The following is a 14622-nucleotide window of genomic DNA, read 5'->3' on the forward strand; positions in this document are numbered from 1 at the left end:
GTTCCGTACCCTCACGCCCCGAAAACTCAACCCTCGACGCTCTCGGAGAAGACGCCGCCGTGCTTCTCGGCCAGCCCCCGCGGGTCGGGGTGGATGATGATGTCGGCCGACGGGAAGGCCTCCAGCAGCCGATTCTCGGCGGCGACGATGATGCTGTGCGCCTCGGCCAGCGAGATGTCGGCGGCGAGGTCGGCGTGCATCTGCATGTGGACATAGGGTCCCGAGGCGCGGGTGCGCAGCTGATGGACGCCCAGCACCCGCGGGTCGGCGACGGCCAGGGCGACGATCCGTTCGCGCTCGACCTCGGGCAGCTCGCGGTCCATCAGCTGGGCCGAGGCTTCGCGGAACACGCCGACCGCCCCCCAGATCAGCCACAGCGCCACGATCAGGCCCGCCGCGGCGTCGACCCACGACAGCCCCAGCCAGGCGGCGGCCGCGACCCCGAGCAGAGCCACGGCGTTCGATGCCAGGTCGGCCGCGTAGTGGGCCCGGTCGCCGGCGATGGCGATCGAGCCGCTGGCCTTCAGCACCCGGGTCTGGGCGGTGATCAGGCCCAGGGTCAGCGCGATCGAGATCCCCATCACGATCACGCCGGCCAGGCCGTGTTCGACCGGGCGCGGATGCAGCAGGGCCGAAATGGCCTCCCGCCCAATCAAGGCGCCGGACGCGAAGACCAAGCCGCCCTGCATCAGGCTGGAAAAGGCCTCGGCCTTGCCATGGCCGAAGCGGTGCTCGGCGTCCGGCGGCACGGCCGCGTAGCGCACGGCGTAGACGGTGATCAGCGAGGCGACCAGGTCCAGGGCCGAGTCCGACAGCGAGGCCAGGATGGCCACCGATCCGCTGGCTCGCCAGGCGATGCCCTTGACCACGATCAGGATCGCCGCCGTCGCCACCGACAGCAGGGCGACGTTGCGGGTGGCGGCGCGGGTCTCGGGAGAGGCGGCGGACAGGGACATGGTCCCTATTACCTCGTTCCATCAAAGTTCGTCATCCCGGCCGCAGCGAAGCGGAGCGCCGGGACCCAGGGGCAACCGCAGTGCGCCCGCCCCTGGGTCCCGGGTCGGCTACGCCGCCCGGGATGACGAGGATGGGGATGTTCTAAGCCGCCGCGCTGGTCTCTTTACGCCGCCGCCGCCCGCGCCTCCGGCCCCACATAGATCGACTGCGGCCGGATCAACCTCCCGCCGGCCAACTGCTCGCGGGCGTGGGCCAGCCAGCCGGCGACGCGGCCCATGGCGAACACGCAGGTGAAGCTGGCCGACGGCAGGCCCAGGGCCTCCAGCAGCAGCGCCGTGTAGAATTCGACATTGGTGTCCAGCGCCCGGTCAGGCTTGTGCTCGCGCAGGATCTCTAGCGCCGCCCGCTCGACAGCCTCGGCGAACACCAGGCGCCCGGGCAGGCCGCCGGAAGCCGCCGCCAGCTTGCGCACGGCCGCCTTCAGGGCGTCGGCGCGCGGGTCGCGGACGCGGTAGATCCGGTGGCCGAAGCCCATCAGCCGGTCGCCGCGCGCCAGGGCCTTCTCCAGCCAGGGCCGCGCGTTCTCGGGCGCGCCGATCTCGTCCAGCATCTCGATTACCGGACCCGGCGCGCCGCCGTGCAGCGGGCCCTTCAGCGCGGACAGTCCCGCGAGCACGGCCGAGGTCAGGCCCGCTCGCGTCGAGGCCACCACGCGGGCGGCGAAGGTCGAGGCGTTCAAGCCGTGGTCGCAGACCGTCACCAGATAGGCGTCGAGCGCGGCGGCCTCGGCGTCGGTGGCCGGCGCCCCGCGCGTCATCCGCAGGATGTCGGCGGCGTGCGACAAGGCCGGATCGGGGGCGACCGGGCTCTGGCCGGCGGCGACGCGCAGCACGGCGGGCGTGAAGACGGCCGGGGCGGCGATCAGCAGCAGGGCGGTCGGCAGGTCGTCGCTATCCGGCAGCCGGGCCAGCAGGGCCCGCATCGCCTCGACCGGATCGCGGCGCGCCAGGCCTTCGTCCAGGGCGGCGACCTCGGCGAAGGCGCGGACCCGGGCCTGACCCAGAGCTGGCGCGAGGTCGGACGGCGCGTCTTCGAAGAAGCCGTCGAACAGCAGGTGGGCGGCTTCCTCGTAGCGGGTGCGGCCTGACAGATCCTCGACGGCGTAACCCCGGATCACCAGGCGGCCCTTGGCGCCGTCGACGTCGGACAGAACGGTGCGGGCGGCGACGACGCCTTCAAGACCATCGGACATGTGCGGTCTCCTTTCGTGAGGTTGAAAAGCGCTCAAGACCCTTGATCGTCAATCTTGATCAATATAATCAATCTATATGGTGGATTGGCTGGATGCGGATCAGGTTCTGGAGCGGTTGGGGATCCGGCCGCAGACCCTGTACGCCTATGTCAGCCGGGGCCGGATCGAAGCCGCCGCCCATCCAGGGGATCCGCGCCGCAGCCTCTATCGCGCCTCGGACGTCGCGGCCCTGGCCCAGAAGAAAGCGCGTGGCCGCCGCGCCGCCGACGTCGCCGCCGAGGCCATCGCCTGGGGCGAGCCGGTGCTGCCTTCGGCCATCACCACCGTGGCCGGCGGGCGCCTGTGGTATCGCGGCCAGGACGCCGCCGAGCTGGCGAAAACCGCCAGCCTGGAGGACGTCGCTCGCCTGCTGCGCGGCGGTCATGGGACCGCGCTGAAGTCGGTCCGGCGCGCCGAGCCTCCGCCCGCCGACAGCGCTCGAGCCCGCCTGTTCCTGACCCTAGCCACGAGAGCCGGCCGCGAACCGCCCGCTCGCGGCCGCGCGCCCCTGGCCCTGGCCATGGAGGCCGCCGATCTGCTGGAGGCCGTGGTCGACGCCGCCACGGGCCAGACCGGCGAAGGCTTGGCCCACGCCCGCTTCGCCGCCGCCTGGGGGCTGGATGCGGCCGGTGCCGATCTCGTCCGCCGGACCCTGGTGCTGCTGGCCGACCACGAGCTGAACGCCTCGACCTTCGCCGCCCGCGTGGCGGCCTCGACCGGGGCCTCGCTGTCGGCGGCCTGCCTGGCGGGGCTTTCGGCCCTGTCAGGTCCGTTGCATGGAGGGATGGCCGCCCGGGTCGAGGCCTTCGTCGAGGAGGCCGAGCGTCGAGACCCCGGCCATGCCGTCTCCGCCCGCCTGGCCCGGGGCGCGGCAATGCCGGGCTTCGACCACCCGCTCTATCCGGACGGCGACCCGCGCGCCGCCGCGCTGCTGGCCGCCTTCGTGGCCCCGCCCCTGCTGGCCGATTTGCGCGCAGCGACGGAAACGGCGACGGGCCTCTCGCCCAACATCGACTTCGCGCTGGTGAGCCTGGCGCGGACGCTGAAATTGCCGCCCGATGCGCCCTTCATCCTGTTCGCCACGGCGCGCAGCGCGGGCTGGGCGGCGCATGCGATCGAGCAGCTGCAGACGGGGCGGCTGATCCGGCCGAGAGCGCGATACGTGGGCGAGGCTCCCCCCACCTGACCGCTTCGCGGTCGTCCGCCCCCAAAGGCGGGCGGAAGGATAGCGCGCGCCTTCTTCCCCCTCCGGGGGAGGAGCGCGTCAGCGCGAAGGGGGCAAGACCTATTCCCCCTCTTCCTCGTCATAGCCCACCAGCCGCAGCGCCCGCGCCGGCAGGCCCTCCAGCTCACACCACCGCTCAAGCGCTTCCTCTCGGCCGTGGGTGATCCACACCTCGCCGGGCCGCAGCTCGCTCAAGGTCGCGGTCAGCTCGTCCCAGTCGGCGTGGTCGGAGAGGATCAGCGGCAGCTCGACGCCGCGCTGCCGCGCCCTGGCCCGCACCCGCATCCAGCCCGACGCGAAGCAGTCGACGGGATCCGGGAATCGCCGCGACCAGCGGTCTGCCACGGCGCTGGGCGGAGCGATGACGATCTGGCCGGCGAAGGCTTCCTTGGGTCCGGAGGACGTCGCGGGCGCCAAGGGGCCCAGCGCGACCCCGTGCGCCTCGTAGAGTTCGTTCAGCCGCTCCAGCGCCCCGTGGACGAAGATCGGCCTGTCCCAGCCGCCCTCGCGCAGCAGTCGGATCACCCGCTGGGCCTTGCCCAGGGCGTAGGCCCCGACGATGTGGCAACGCTCGGGGAACTGCTCGACCGAGGCCAGCAGGCTCCGTATCTCGCCCGCGTCGTCGGGATGGCGGAACACGGGCAGGCCGAACGTCGCCTCGGTGATGAACACGTCGCACGGCACGGGCTCGAAGCGGGCGCAGGTCGGGTCGCGGCGGCGCTTGTAGTCGCCGGAGACCACCATGGTCAGGCCCTTCCACCGCACCACCGCCTGGGCCGAGCCCAGCACGTGGCCGGCGGGGACCAGGGTCACCTCGACGCCGTCACGGGCGAAGGTCTCGCCATAGGCGACCGGCTCGCGGCGGCCGGCGAAGTCCTCGCCATAGCGGACGGCCATGATCGCTAGGGTCTCGGGCGTCGCCGCCGCCACACCATGGCCGGCGCGGGCGTGGTCGGCATGGCCATGGGTGATCACCGCCCGGTCCACGGGCCGGACCGGGTCGATATAGAAATCTCCCGGCGGGCAGTAGAGGCCGCCCGGACGGGGACAGAGAAGGTCTTCGGGCTTGATCACGTCTGGATATGACAACGCGGGAAGCGCTAAGCCTATCCCCGTCAAGGAGCAGGCATGAGCGACAACGAACAGATACGGCTGATCGCCTCGGCGATGAACGAGGGCAGCCCGCAGGCCAAGGCGCTGGGCTTCACCACCCTGGAGATCGGCGACGCTGTCGCGATCCTGAAAGTCCCCTATCGCCCCGAGATCGTCGGCGACCCGGAGACCGGCGTCATCGCCGGCGGGGTGGTGACCACCCTGCTCGATCACGCCAGCGGCCAGGCCGTCCATGCCTCGATGGACACCTGGACCTCGATCGCGACGCTGGACCTGCGCATCGACTACATGCGGCCGGCCGAGCCGGGCCTGGACGTGCTGGCCCGGGCCCATTGCTACAAACTGACCCGCTCGATCGCCTTCGTCCGCGCCGTCGCCTACGACCGCGATCCCGAGGATCCGGTGGCCACCGCCCAGGCGACCTTCATGCTGGACTCCAGCGCCGGCAAGACGCCGGGCGCCAATCTGAAACCGTCGCGCGAGCCGCGCGCCAAGACCGGGAGCGTGGACCAATGAGCGAGCCCGACACCCGCCTGGTCTCGATGCTGGACTCGATCCCCTATGCCCGCTTCCTGGGGATCCGGGCCGAGCTGGCCGGCGACGAGATGACTGCCGTCCTGCCGTTCGCCCAGCACATCGTCGGCAACCCCATGCTGCCGGCGATCCACGGCGGCGTGCTCGGCGCGTTCATGGAGATGACGGCGCTGGCTCAGCTGTCGGTCGCCGCGCCGATGACGCGCCAGCCGCGCACCATCGACGTCTCGATCGAATACCTGCGCTCGGGCCGTCCGCTGACCACCTACGCCCGCGCCAGCATCAAGAAACTGGGCCGGCGGATCGCCAACGTCCACGTCGAGGCCTGGCAGGAGACCCGTTCCGCCCCGATCGCGACGATGCGTGGACTCTTTTTGGTGGCGCCTAGCGAAGAGTAGCGGTGGCTTGCTGTAACGATGGTCTCAAAGGATAAAGTTTCCCCGGAAACTAAATTGTACAGTCGCATTACACCTCGGTAATGCGACTTCGCGGCCACAAAGTTTCTTAAATCGCCGTCATGAAGCAAGGGTAACGTGCATTAACCGAGGTGCGGACCTATATCCCTGATCACCGGACGCCAACGGGCGCCGGACAACAAAAACAGGGATCAAGACCATGACCATGAAGACCAACGCCATCGCCGGCTTCGCCTCGCTCATCCTCGCGGTTCTGCCGCTCGTCGTTATCGCCGGTTCGCTCGTCTCGAGCCTGTAAGTGATCGCCGCTTAGCCTCCGTCGGGTAGCTCGCGAGAGCCGCCCCGACGGAGATGGCGACCAAGCGGTCGCCAAAGAGACCTACAAAGACTCTCCAGAATACAAAGACTTGGCTGTCCGATGCAGGATGGCGTGGCGAGCCGCCAGACGATCGATATCCGCGTCGTAGCCGCCGCCGATGACCCCGACCACGGGGATGCCAGAAGAAAGACAAGCGCCCAGGACATAGGCCTCCCGTCGTTCCAGACCTTGATCGGTCAGCGACAACCGGCCCAGCTTGTCGTCCGCGTGCGGATCGACTCCCGCATTGAAGAAGACGATGTCCGGCCGGACGCTGGAAAGCAGCGCCGGCAGGATCTCCCCCAGCTTTTCCAGATACGCCGCGTCGCCGGTCCCGTCGGCCAGCTCGACATCCAGATCGCTGACCGCCTTGCGATGCGGGAAGTTCTTCTCGGCGTGCATCGAGACCGTGAAGACGCTGCGATCGTCCTCGAAGATCCGCGCCGTGCCGTCGCCCTGGTGGACGTCGAGGTCGATCACCAGGACCTGGCCGACCCGCCCCTCGGCCTGCAGCCGCCGCGCCGCCACCGCCACGTCGTTGAACACGCAGAACCCCGCTCCGCCCTCGGCCGAGGCGTGATGGCTGCCGCCGGCCGTGTTGCAGGCGATTCCATGTTCCAGGGCCAGGCGCGCGGCCAGCAAGGTGCCGCCGGTCGCCGCCCGGGCGCGGGTGGCCACGCTGTCGGTGTTGGGCATGCCGATCCGCCGGACCACGTCGGCGGGCAGCGAGAGCTCGATCACGCCCCGGACGTAGTCTTCCGTGTGAACCAGCCGCAGGGTCTCGGCGTCGACGAACTCGGGGCGCGCGAAGCCGTCCGGACCCGCCACGCCCTCGGCTTCCAGCACGTTGGCGAGGCGCGAGAACTTGTCCATCGGGAAGCGGTGCCCGGCCGGCATCTCGGCGCGGAAGGCGGGGTGGTGGACGATCGGCGGCGCTGAAGGCATCGGTTGACGATGGGGAGCGCGGCGGCGTGACGCAAGGTGACGTCTTGCGGCAGCGCAAACAGACGCTTATCGCAGGCGCCATGCAGACGACCGAGACCCTCGCCGACATTCTCGACCTTGAGCCGATCGAGGTGAACCTGTTCCGGGGCGTCAGTCCCAATGACGGCTTCCCGCGCATCTTCGGCGGCCTGGTCATCGCCCAGGCCCTGCTGGCTGCCTACAAGACCGTGCCGGACCGGGTCTGCCACTCGCTGCACGCCTATTTCATCCGCCCCGGCGATGTGAACGCCCCTGTCCTCTACGAGGTGGAGCGGGCCCGCGACGGCGGCACCTTCACCACGCGCCGGGTGGCCGCCATCCAGCACGGCGAGCAGATCTTCAACCTGGCGGCCTCGTTCCAGACGCCGGAACAAGGGTTCGAGCACCRGTCGGACATGCCCGACGCACCCGATCCCGAGACCCTGCCGACGATCGCCGAGACCTTGAGAAACCTGGGCGATCAAATCCACCCGAAGATGCTGGCCCAGGCCGAACGTCCGAACCCGGTCGATATCCGTTGGGTCGACATGCAGAACCCGGTGGCGCCGGTGAAGAAGTCGGGCACCAAGAACGTCTGGATGCGGGCCAAGGCCCCGCTAGGCGACGACGTGAAGATGCAGCAGGCGGCGCTGGCCTACGCCTCGGACATGGCGTTCATGGAAAGCGCCCTGCGCCCGCACGGCCTGATCTGGACGACGCCGGGCCTGCAGGCCGCCAGCCTGGACCACGCCATGTGGTTCCACCATCCGTTCGACTTCAACGACTGGACCCTGTTCCACCAGGACAGCCCCAGCGCCTCGCAAGGCCGTGGCCTGGTGCGCGGCCAGATGTTCAGCAAGGACGGCAAGCTCCTGGCCTCGGTGGCCCAGGAGTGCCTGATGCGGGTGCGGAAGTAGGCTTAAGCGGGTTCGATCCGAGCCGCGCCGGCGGCGGCTAGCCCGCGCAGCAGCGAGGCGGCCTGCATGCCCACGGTGATCTCGCCGGCCAGGGTCATGCGCAGCGCCTCGGCGGTCGTGACCCAGAACGACTCGATCCGTTCGCCCGGATCGTCCTTGGGCTCGGCCACCCGAACCACGTCGCGGGCCAGGACGATATGGACGCGGTTAGAGTGGGTGCCGGCGTTGGGCCGGGTCTCGCCGATCAGGGTCAAAGTCCCGGCGCAGCCCGCCTCTTCCAGCAGCTCCCGCGTGGCGGCGGCCACCGGATCTGTCTCACCCGGATCCATGCCGCCGGCCGGCAGCTCGATCGAGAAATCGCCCAGGCCGTGGCGGTATTGCTTGATGAGCAGGACGTTGCTGTCGGCGTCCAGCGCCACCACCTCGACCCAGTCGCGATATTCCAGGACATAGTACGGCGCGACCACCGCCCCCTCGTCGGTGACGCAGTCATCGGCCCGCAGGCTGATCCACTGGTCCCGGTGCACATGGCGCGAGGCCGTGACCCGCCACTTGCCGTCCGACGTCGATTTTTCCGAGGCCAAGGGCGCTCCTTCGCGGGAAGTCAGTCCCGGTCGCCCAGGTCTTCGTCTTCGGCCACGTCTTCCGAAGACGGGCCTTCGGGTTCGCCCACCAGGGCGGGCGGGTCAGCCAGGATCACACCGTCGCCGATCTTCACCTCGGGCACAGCCTCGCGGGTGAACGGGAGGTACCAGGTCGGGCCGCCCAGGTCGGGGGTGATCTCGAGAATGTCGCCGGCGCCGAAATTCTGGACGCTTTTCACGCGGCCCAGCAGGATGTCGGTCTGGATATGGCGGACCGGCAAGCCGACCAGGTCGCTCAGATAGAACTCGTCCTCGGCGGGCTCGGGCAAGGCCGAACGGGGGACGTAGAGGCGCAGGCCGCGCAGGGCGTCAGCCGCGTCCTTGCTGTCGATCCCGACGCAGCGGCAGACGACGCCGTCCTTGGTCGGGCGGGCCGAGGCGATGGTCAGGGCCGGCGAGCCGTCCTGGCGCTTCAGCGCCTTGAAGGCCGCGATGTTCATCGGCTCTTCGGTATAGGTCGAGATCCGCACCTCGCCGCGCACGCCGAAGCCGCCGGCCACGCGGCCGACCAGGATCAACGGTTCGTCGGGAGATTCAGCCATCGTCTGGACAGAGTCGCGCCGCCGCCTCGCATGAGACAGCGGCGCTGGAACCCTTAGCCTTCGGTGGTTTCTTCAGCGGCCGGAGCTTCGGCTTCGGCGGCCGGAGCCTCTTCAGCGGCGACTTCAGCGGCCGGGGCTTCTTCAACCGGAGCTTCTTCCACGGCCGGAGCGGCAGCGGCGGCAGCGGCGGCTTCAGCGGCGGCGGCCTTCTCGGCTTCGGCGGCGGCCTTGGCGTCGATTTCGGCTTGCTTGCGCTCTTCGTCGCGCTGGGCGCGTTCGGCCGAACGTTCCTTGGCCTTCTTGCCCGGCTCGCCCTTTTGCGGGTTGTTGCCGTGGGCCCAGGTGGTCAGGCCTTGGGCGGCCAGGAAGCGGGCGACGCGGTCGCTGGGCTGGGCGCCCTTCTTGAGCCACTCCTGGATCGACTCGACCTTCAGGGTCACGCGAGCCGGGTCGTCCTTCTTGAGGAGCGGGTTGTAGGTGCCGACCTTTTCGATGAAACGGCCATCGCGCGGCGAGTGGCTGTCGGCGATGACGATCGAGTAGTACGGACGCTTCTTGGCGCCGCCACGGGCGAGACGGATCTTCAGCATTTGAGGTAGTCCTTGGTCTAAAGTTCTATTTCTTGAACGGGTTGAAGCCGGGCAGGCCCAGGCCGGAGAGAGGGTTGGGCTTGGCGTCGCCGCCACTCCCGAGGCCCGGCAGACCGGGCAGCCCCGAGAGGCCTTGGCCTCCCGCTGCATTGGGATCGGGCTGGGGCATGCGGCCCCCGCCCATGGTTTTCAAACGGGCCATGTCGCCGCCGCCCATCATCTGGGCCATGCGGGCCATGCTCTTGCCGCCGTCCTTGGACATGGCCTTGAACATGTCGGCCATCTGGCGGTGTTGCTTGAGCAGGCGATTGACCTCGGCGACGTCGACGCCGGCCCCGGCCGCGATGCGGCGCTTGCGCGAGGCGGCCAGAACGTCGGGCTTCTTGCGCTCCAGCTTGGTCATCGAGCTGATGATCGCCTGCTGGCGGCGGAAGACGCTGTCGTCGATGCCGCTCTCGGTGATCTGCTTCTTGACCTTCTGGACGCCCGGCAGCAGGCCCATGATGCCTTCCATGCCGCCCAGCTTCTGCATCTGGGCCAGCTGGGACGACAGGTCGTTGAGGTCGAACTGGCCCTTGGCCAGCTTCTTGGCCATGCGCTCGGCTTCGGCATGGTCGAGGTCGGCGGCGGCCTTCTCGACCAGCGCCACGACGTCGCCCTGGCCCAGGATTCGGCCGGCGACGCGGCGGGCGTCGAACACGTCCAGGGCGTCGATCTTCTCGCCGGCGCCAAGGAACTTGATCGGCAGGCCGGTGACATGGCGCATCGACAGCGCCGCGCCGCCGCGGCCGTCGCCGTCGGCGCGGGTCAGGATCAGGCCGGTCAGCGGCAGGCGCTCGTGGAAGGCCTTGGCCGTGCGGACGGCGTCCTGGCCCGTGAGGCTGTCGGCCACGAGAAGGGTTTCGGTCGGGGTGGCGATGCGGGCGATCTCGGCCGCCTCGCTCATCATCGCCTCGTCCAGCGTGGTGCGGCCGGCGGTGTCGAGGATCAGGACGTCGTAGCCGCCCAGCTTGGCGGCCGTCAGGGCGCGCTTGGCGATGTCGACGGCGCTCTGGCCGGCGACGATCGGCAGGCTCTCGACCTCCACCTGCTTGGCCAGCATGGCCAGCTGTTCCATGGCGGCCGGGCGACGGGTATCGAGCGAGGCGACCAGCACCTTCTTGCGCTCGTGCTTGGACAGGCGCAGGGCCAGCTTGCCGGTGGTGGTGGTCTTGCCCGAGCCCTGCAGGCCGGCCATCAGGATCACCGACGGCGGGTTCAGCGCCAGGGTCAGGCCGGTCGGGACCTCGCCGCCCAGCATGTCGACCAGACCGTCATAGACGATCTTGACCACCTGGTCGGCCGGCTTGACCGAACGGATGACGGCTTCGCCGGCGGCCAGTTCCTTGGCCTTGCTGATGAAGTCCTTGACGACCGGCAGGGCGACGTCGGCCTCGAGCAGGGCGATGCGGACTTCGCGCAGCGCCTCGTCGATGTCCTTCTCGGACAGCACGCCGCGACCGCCGAGACGTTCGAAGACGCCGGAAAGTCGCTCTGTAAGGCCGTCGAACATGTCGAACCCTGGTTAAAACACTAGACCAAACGCAATCAGCCCCCATGGACGATCACGTCGATGGGGGTCCTCGCCGTCCTCGTCCGGATGGATCCTGCGCTAACAGGCCGGGGTCGTGACGGTGGAGGCGCTGCTGATAAAGCGCCGGAAGCCGGGGCTTATGTCTCAAAAAGCGGGAAGAGTCAAAGCCGCCCCTCAACCCCGACCTTCCCGGCGAAAGCCGGGATCCAGATGGAGGGGCGCTGGGGCGGCCTCTATGAGCTCCGCGGTCGTCCAGTCATCCCAAGCGCCACGAGATCTGGGCCCCGGCTTTCGCCGGGGAGATCGGTGTGGAGGGCAGGCCGGATCAAGCCGTACCCAGGAAGTCGCGCTTGCCGACCTCGACGCCGTTGTGGCGCAGGATCGCGTAGGCGGTGGTGATGTGGAAGAAGAAGTTCGGCATGGCCTGGCCCTGCAGATAGTCCAGGCCCTTGAAGGTGTGGGTCTCGCCGCGGCGGACCAGCTGGACCTCGCGGTCGTGGCCGCCCTCGAAGGCGACCGGATCCAGGCCTTCGACAAAGGCGATGGCGCGCTCGACGCGGGCGATCAGGTCGGCGAACGAGGTTTCGGTGTCGTCCCAGGCGGGGATCTCGGCCTGGGCCAGGCGCGCCGCGCCGCCCTTGGCGAAGTCGGTGGCGATCTGCACCTGACGGATCAGCGGGAACATGTCGGGGTACAGACGCGCCTTCAGCAGGGCGTCGGGGTCCCACTTCTTGGCCTCGACCAGGGCGGCGGCCTTGGCCAGCACGCCCTTCAGACCCTTCAGGCCCTGGATGAACACGGGCACGCTGGCCTGATGGATCGAGATCGACATGGGAAGCTCCGGAGAATAGGCCCCCAAGAAGTCCGGGGGATGCGCCTAGATAGGCCGCCGGCCTCCCGATCGGAAGCGTCGCCGTGAAGACTTGGCGATCCGCCGTGAGACCTTAGATATCGTCGGTACGCCAGCGGAGATCCTCATGCGCTCGCCCTTCCCGCCACTGGGCGTCGCCTTGAGCGCGGCCTCGATCATGGCCGCCTCACCCGTCCTCGCCGTGACGCCCGACGCGACGATCAAGGCTTCGGAGGCGGCGCGCTACGCGGCCGACTTCGACGCCGCCGTTGCGCCGTTGAAGGCGGGCCTGGCCGAGCAACCATCCGAACGGACGCGACTGAAGCTCCTGCTACAGCAGATGCGGGTTCACCAGAGCCAGCGGCTGGTCGGGCGCACCAGCTCCGACGAGGCGGCCGTGGCCAACGAGGTCATGGCGCTGAAAGCCGGCGCCGACGCGGATCTCAAGCCGCTGGTCAGCCTTAGAGAGACAACCTCGGCCTATTTCGTTCGCCTGACGGCGGGCGATCTGAAAGGCGCCACCCAGCTGGCCCCCGCCTTCGCCGCGGCCGCCGAGGGCCTGACCGATCCCTGCGACAAGGCCGACGCCCTGTTCTTCGCCGGTCTGATGCCACAAGTCGCCGGCGAGGTCGCCGCGTCGGCCGCGCCCCTGGCCAAGGCCCGCCAGGTCGCCGAGGCCGGCCGGTGCGATCTGGAGCTTTCCTATGTGCTGCGCCACGAGGCGGCCGTCGCCGAGGACACCGGAGACCTGAAGACGGCGCGCGACCTCTACGCCCGCTCGCTGGACTTGCGTCGCGCCGTCGGCTTCCAGGTCTTCCTGCCCTATTCGATGCTGTCCTTGGCCGACGTCCAGGCGCGGCTCGGGGCCAAGGACGAGGCCCGGCGTTTGCGCGAGGAAGCCGTGGCGCTCAGCGACCGTCTCGCCCTGCCCAACGCGGCCAAGGCGGCCCGCGACGCGCTGGCGGGCGCCTGACCGGGGGAACGACGCCAGCAGCGCGGGGTTCTGTGGAGGTCCTATTTCCTCCCGAAAGGAGAACCCCGATGAAAGTCAGCGACGCCATGACCAGCCAGGTCTCGATCGCCCGCCCCACCGACACCATCCGCGACGTCGCCCAGGTGATGGCCCGGGTCGAGAGCGGGGTCGTCCCCGTGGTCGACGACGGCAAGGTGGTGGGCGTGGTCACCGACCGCGATATCGTCCTGCGCGTGGTCGCCGAAGGCCGCAGCTTCGACGGCCCCATTTCGGAAGCCATGTCCGACGGCGAGGTGCTGAGCGTGAGGGAAGACGACATCCTGGCCGACGCCACCGCCAAGATGGCCAGCAACCAGGTCCGCCGCCTGATCGTGCTGGACGACGCCGGCAAGCTGACCGGCATCCTGTCCCTGGGCGACGTCGCCAAGGACTATGGCGCCAAGCAGGTCGGCAAGACCCTGGAGGAGATCTCCCAGGAACCGGGCGACCCGGCGCAATAGGCCATCCTCACTGGCCCCCTCCGCGCCTTCGGCGCTCCTCCCCCGGAGGGGGAAGAAGATCGCCGTGTTTCCTTCTTCCCCCTCCGGGGGAGGAGGATGCGCAGCATCCGGAGGGGGCAAGTTGAGGCGCAAAGAAAAAGGGCGGCCCCGCGAGGAGCCGCCCTTCTCGTTTCCGCGAAACGCCGAAGCTTACTTCAGCGAGCCGTCGATGGCCTTGCAGGCTTCCATCAGGCCCTGCACCGACTCGACCGACTTGGCGAACATCGCCTTTTCGGCGTCGTTGGTTTCGAACTCGACGATCTTCTCGGCCCCAGCGGCGCCGATGACCACCGGCACGCCGACGTACAGGCCCGACAGGCCGTATTGGCCGGTCAGGTAGGTGGCGCACGGCAGGACGCGCTTCTTGTCCTTCAGGTACGAGGTGGCCATGGCGATGGCGCTCTCGGCCGGGGCGTAGAAGGCCGAGCCGGTCTTCAGCAGGGCGACAATCTCGCCACCGCCCTTGCGGGTGCGATCGACGATGGCGTCCAGCTTCTCCTGGGTCAGCCAGCCTTGCTTGACCAGTTCCGGCAGCGGCAGGCCGCCGACCGTCGAGTGACGGACCATCGGGACCATGTCGTCGCCGTGACCGCCCAGGGTCCAGGCGTGGATGTCCTCGACCGACACGCCGGTGGCTTCGGACAGGAAGTAGGCGAAGCGGGCCGAGTCCAGGACGCCGGCCATGCCGATAACCTTTTCCTTCGGCAGGCCCGAGAACTGCTGCAGGGCCCAGACCATCGCGTCGAGCGGGTTGGTGATGCAGATGACGAAGGCGTTCGGGGCGTGGGCCTTGATGCCTTCGCCGACGGCCTTCATGACCTTCAGGTTGATGCCCAGCAGGTCGTCGCGGCTCATGCCCGGCTTGCGCGGCACGCCGGCGGTCACGATGCAGACGTCGGCGCCGGCGATGTCCTCGTAGGCGTTGGCGCCCTTCAGGGTCACGTCCTTGCCGAACACGGCCGAGGCTTCGGCGATGTCCAGAGCCTTGCCCTGGGGCGTGCCCTCGGCGATGTCGAACAGGATCACGTCGCCCAGCTCTTCCCGAGCGGCGATATGGGCCAGGGTGCCGCCGATCATGCCGGCGCCGATAAGGGCGATCTTCGCGCGAGCCATGGGGTCTCCATCAAGGCTGTGGAC

At 69.3% G+C, this 14622-nt stretch carries 17 protein-coding genes; 7 read left to right on the forward strand and 10 right to left on the reverse strand.

Features of this window, described 5'->3' with window-relative positions; genetic code table 11:
* Window positions 1–26 precede the first annotated feature (26 nt).
* Window positions 27–956: a cation diffusion facilitator family transporter gene (locus AC1DSO_RS06400; RefSeq protein WP_477068050.1), complete on the reverse strand. Its 930-nt coding sequence runs from the start codon at window positions 954–956 to the stop codon at window positions 27–29.
* 164 nt (window positions 957–1120) lie between these two features.
* Window positions 1121–2209: a citrate synthase/methylcitrate synthase gene (locus AC1DSO_RS06405; RefSeq protein WP_477068051.1), complete on the reverse strand. Its 1089-nt coding sequence runs from the start codon at window positions 2207–2209 to the stop codon at window positions 1121–1123.
* A gap of 76 nt (window positions 2210–2285) precedes the next feature.
* Here AC1DSO_RS06405 and AC1DSO_RS06410 point away from each other — a divergent pair, with 76 nt between their 5' ends.
* Window positions 2286–3434, forward strand: a complete 1149-nt coding sequence (locus AC1DSO_RS06410) for a citrate/2-methylcitrate synthase (RefSeq protein WP_477068052.1) — start codon at window positions 2286–2288, stop codon at window positions 3432–3434.
* A 99-nt stretch (window positions 3435–3533) separates the two neighbouring features.
* Here AC1DSO_RS06410 and AC1DSO_RS06415 read toward each other — a convergent pair whose 3' ends face one another.
* The gene (locus AC1DSO_RS06415) at window positions 3534–4562 is read right to left on the reverse strand and encodes a ligase-associated DNA damage response exonuclease (RefSeq protein WP_477068053.1); all 1029 of its coding nucleotides are present in this window, start codon (window positions 4560–4562) and stop codon (window positions 3534–3536) included.
* A gap of 39 nt (window positions 4563–4601) precedes the next feature.
* On the opposite strand from AC1DSO_RS06415, the gene AC1DSO_RS06420 reads away from it, so the two are divergent.
* From AC1DSO_RS06420 to AC1DSO_RS06430, 3 genes are all read left to right on the forward strand, one after another.
* Complete coding sequence (locus AC1DSO_RS06420) at window positions 4602–5102, forward strand: PaaI family thioesterase (RefSeq protein WP_477068054.1); 501 nt, start codon at window positions 4602–4604, stop codon at window positions 5100–5102.
* On the forward strand, window positions 5099–5518 hold the full coding sequence (locus tag AC1DSO_RS06425; protein WP_477068055.1) for a PaaI family thioesterase: 420 nt from the start codon (window positions 5099–5101) through the stop codon (window positions 5516–5518). Before AC1DSO_RS06420 ends, AC1DSO_RS06425 begins: the two co-directional genes overlap by 4 nt.
* Window positions 5519–5735: 217 nt before the next feature.
* Window positions 5736–5834: a hypothetical protein gene (locus AC1DSO_RS06430; RefSeq protein WP_477068056.1), complete on the forward strand. Its 99-nt coding sequence runs from the start codon at window positions 5736–5738 to the stop codon at window positions 5832–5834.
* An 81-nt stretch (window positions 5835–5915) separates the two neighbouring features.
* On the opposite strand, the gene AC1DSO_RS06435 is transcribed toward AC1DSO_RS06430, so the two are convergent.
* Window positions 5916–6839, reverse strand: a complete 924-nt coding sequence (locus AC1DSO_RS06435; RefSeq protein WP_477068057.1) for a histone deacetylase family protein — start codon at window positions 6837–6839, stop codon at window positions 5916–5918.
* Between the two features lie 80 nt (window positions 6840–6919).
* On the opposite strand from AC1DSO_RS06435, the gene AC1DSO_RS06440 reads away from it, so the two are divergent.
* The gene (locus tag AC1DSO_RS06440) at window positions 6920–7774 is read left to right on the forward strand and encodes an acyl-CoA thioesterase (protein ID WP_477068058.1); all 855 of its coding nucleotides are present in this window, start codon (window positions 6920–6922) and stop codon (window positions 7772–7774) included.
* A 2-nt stretch (window positions 7775–7776) separates the two neighbouring features.
* Here the strand turns inward: AC1DSO_RS06440 and AC1DSO_RS06445 are convergent, their stop codons facing one another.
* The 5 genes from AC1DSO_RS06445 to AC1DSO_RS06465 form a co-directional block, all read right to left on the reverse strand.
* Complete coding sequence (locus AC1DSO_RS06445; protein WP_477068059.1) at window positions 7777–8358, reverse strand: NUDIX hydrolase; 582 nt, start codon at window positions 8356–8358, stop codon at window positions 7777–7779.
* A 20-nt stretch (window positions 8359–8378) separates the two neighbouring features.
* Window positions 8379–8960 (reverse strand): ribosome maturation factor RimM, encoded by a 582-nt coding sequence (gene rimM / locus AC1DSO_RS06450; protein WP_477068060.1) that lies wholly within the window; start codon window positions 8958–8960, stop codon window positions 8379–8381.
* A gap of 53 nt (window positions 8961–9013) precedes the next feature.
* On the reverse strand, window positions 9014–9550 hold the full coding sequence (rpsP, locus tag AC1DSO_RS06455; protein ID WP_477068061.1) for a 30S ribosomal protein S16: 537 nt from the start codon (window positions 9548–9550) through the stop codon (window positions 9014–9016).
* A gap of 25 nt (window positions 9551–9575) precedes the next feature.
* A complete protein-coding gene (gene ffh, locus AC1DSO_RS06460) occupies window positions 9576–11102 on the reverse strand; it encodes a signal recognition particle protein (protein ID WP_477068062.1) in 1527 nt (508 codons plus the stop codon).
* A 346-nt stretch (window positions 11103–11448) separates the two neighbouring features.
* Entirely contained in the window at window positions 11449–11955 is a 507-nt protein-coding gene (locus tag AC1DSO_RS06465; RefSeq protein ID WP_477068063.1) for a DUF1993 domain-containing protein, read from the reverse strand.
* A 145-nt stretch (window positions 11956–12100) separates the two neighbouring features.
* Between AC1DSO_RS06465 and AC1DSO_RS06470 the strand changes: the two genes are divergently transcribed.
* Together AC1DSO_RS06470 and AC1DSO_RS06475 are read left to right on the forward strand one after the other, a co-directional pair.
* Entirely contained in the window at window positions 12101–12946 is an 846-nt protein-coding gene (locus AC1DSO_RS06470) for a hypothetical protein (protein ID WP_477068064.1), read from the forward strand.
* Between the two features lie 68 nt (window positions 12947–13014).
* The gene (locus AC1DSO_RS06475) at window positions 13015–13446 is read left to right on the forward strand and encodes a CBS domain-containing protein (protein ID WP_477068065.1); all 432 of its coding nucleotides are present in this window, start codon (window positions 13015–13017) and stop codon (window positions 13444–13446) included.
* Between the two features lie 189 nt (window positions 13447–13635).
* On the opposite strand, the gene mdh is transcribed toward AC1DSO_RS06475, so the two are convergent.
* The gene (gene mdh, locus AC1DSO_RS06480) at window positions 13636–14598 is read right to left on the reverse strand and encodes a malate dehydrogenase (protein WP_477068066.1); all 963 of its coding nucleotides are present in this window, start codon (window positions 14596–14598) and stop codon (window positions 13636–13638) included.
* Window positions 14599–14622 lie beyond the last annotated feature (24 nt).

It is taken from the genome of Caulobacter sp. P4_E5, from assembly GCF_056401555.1.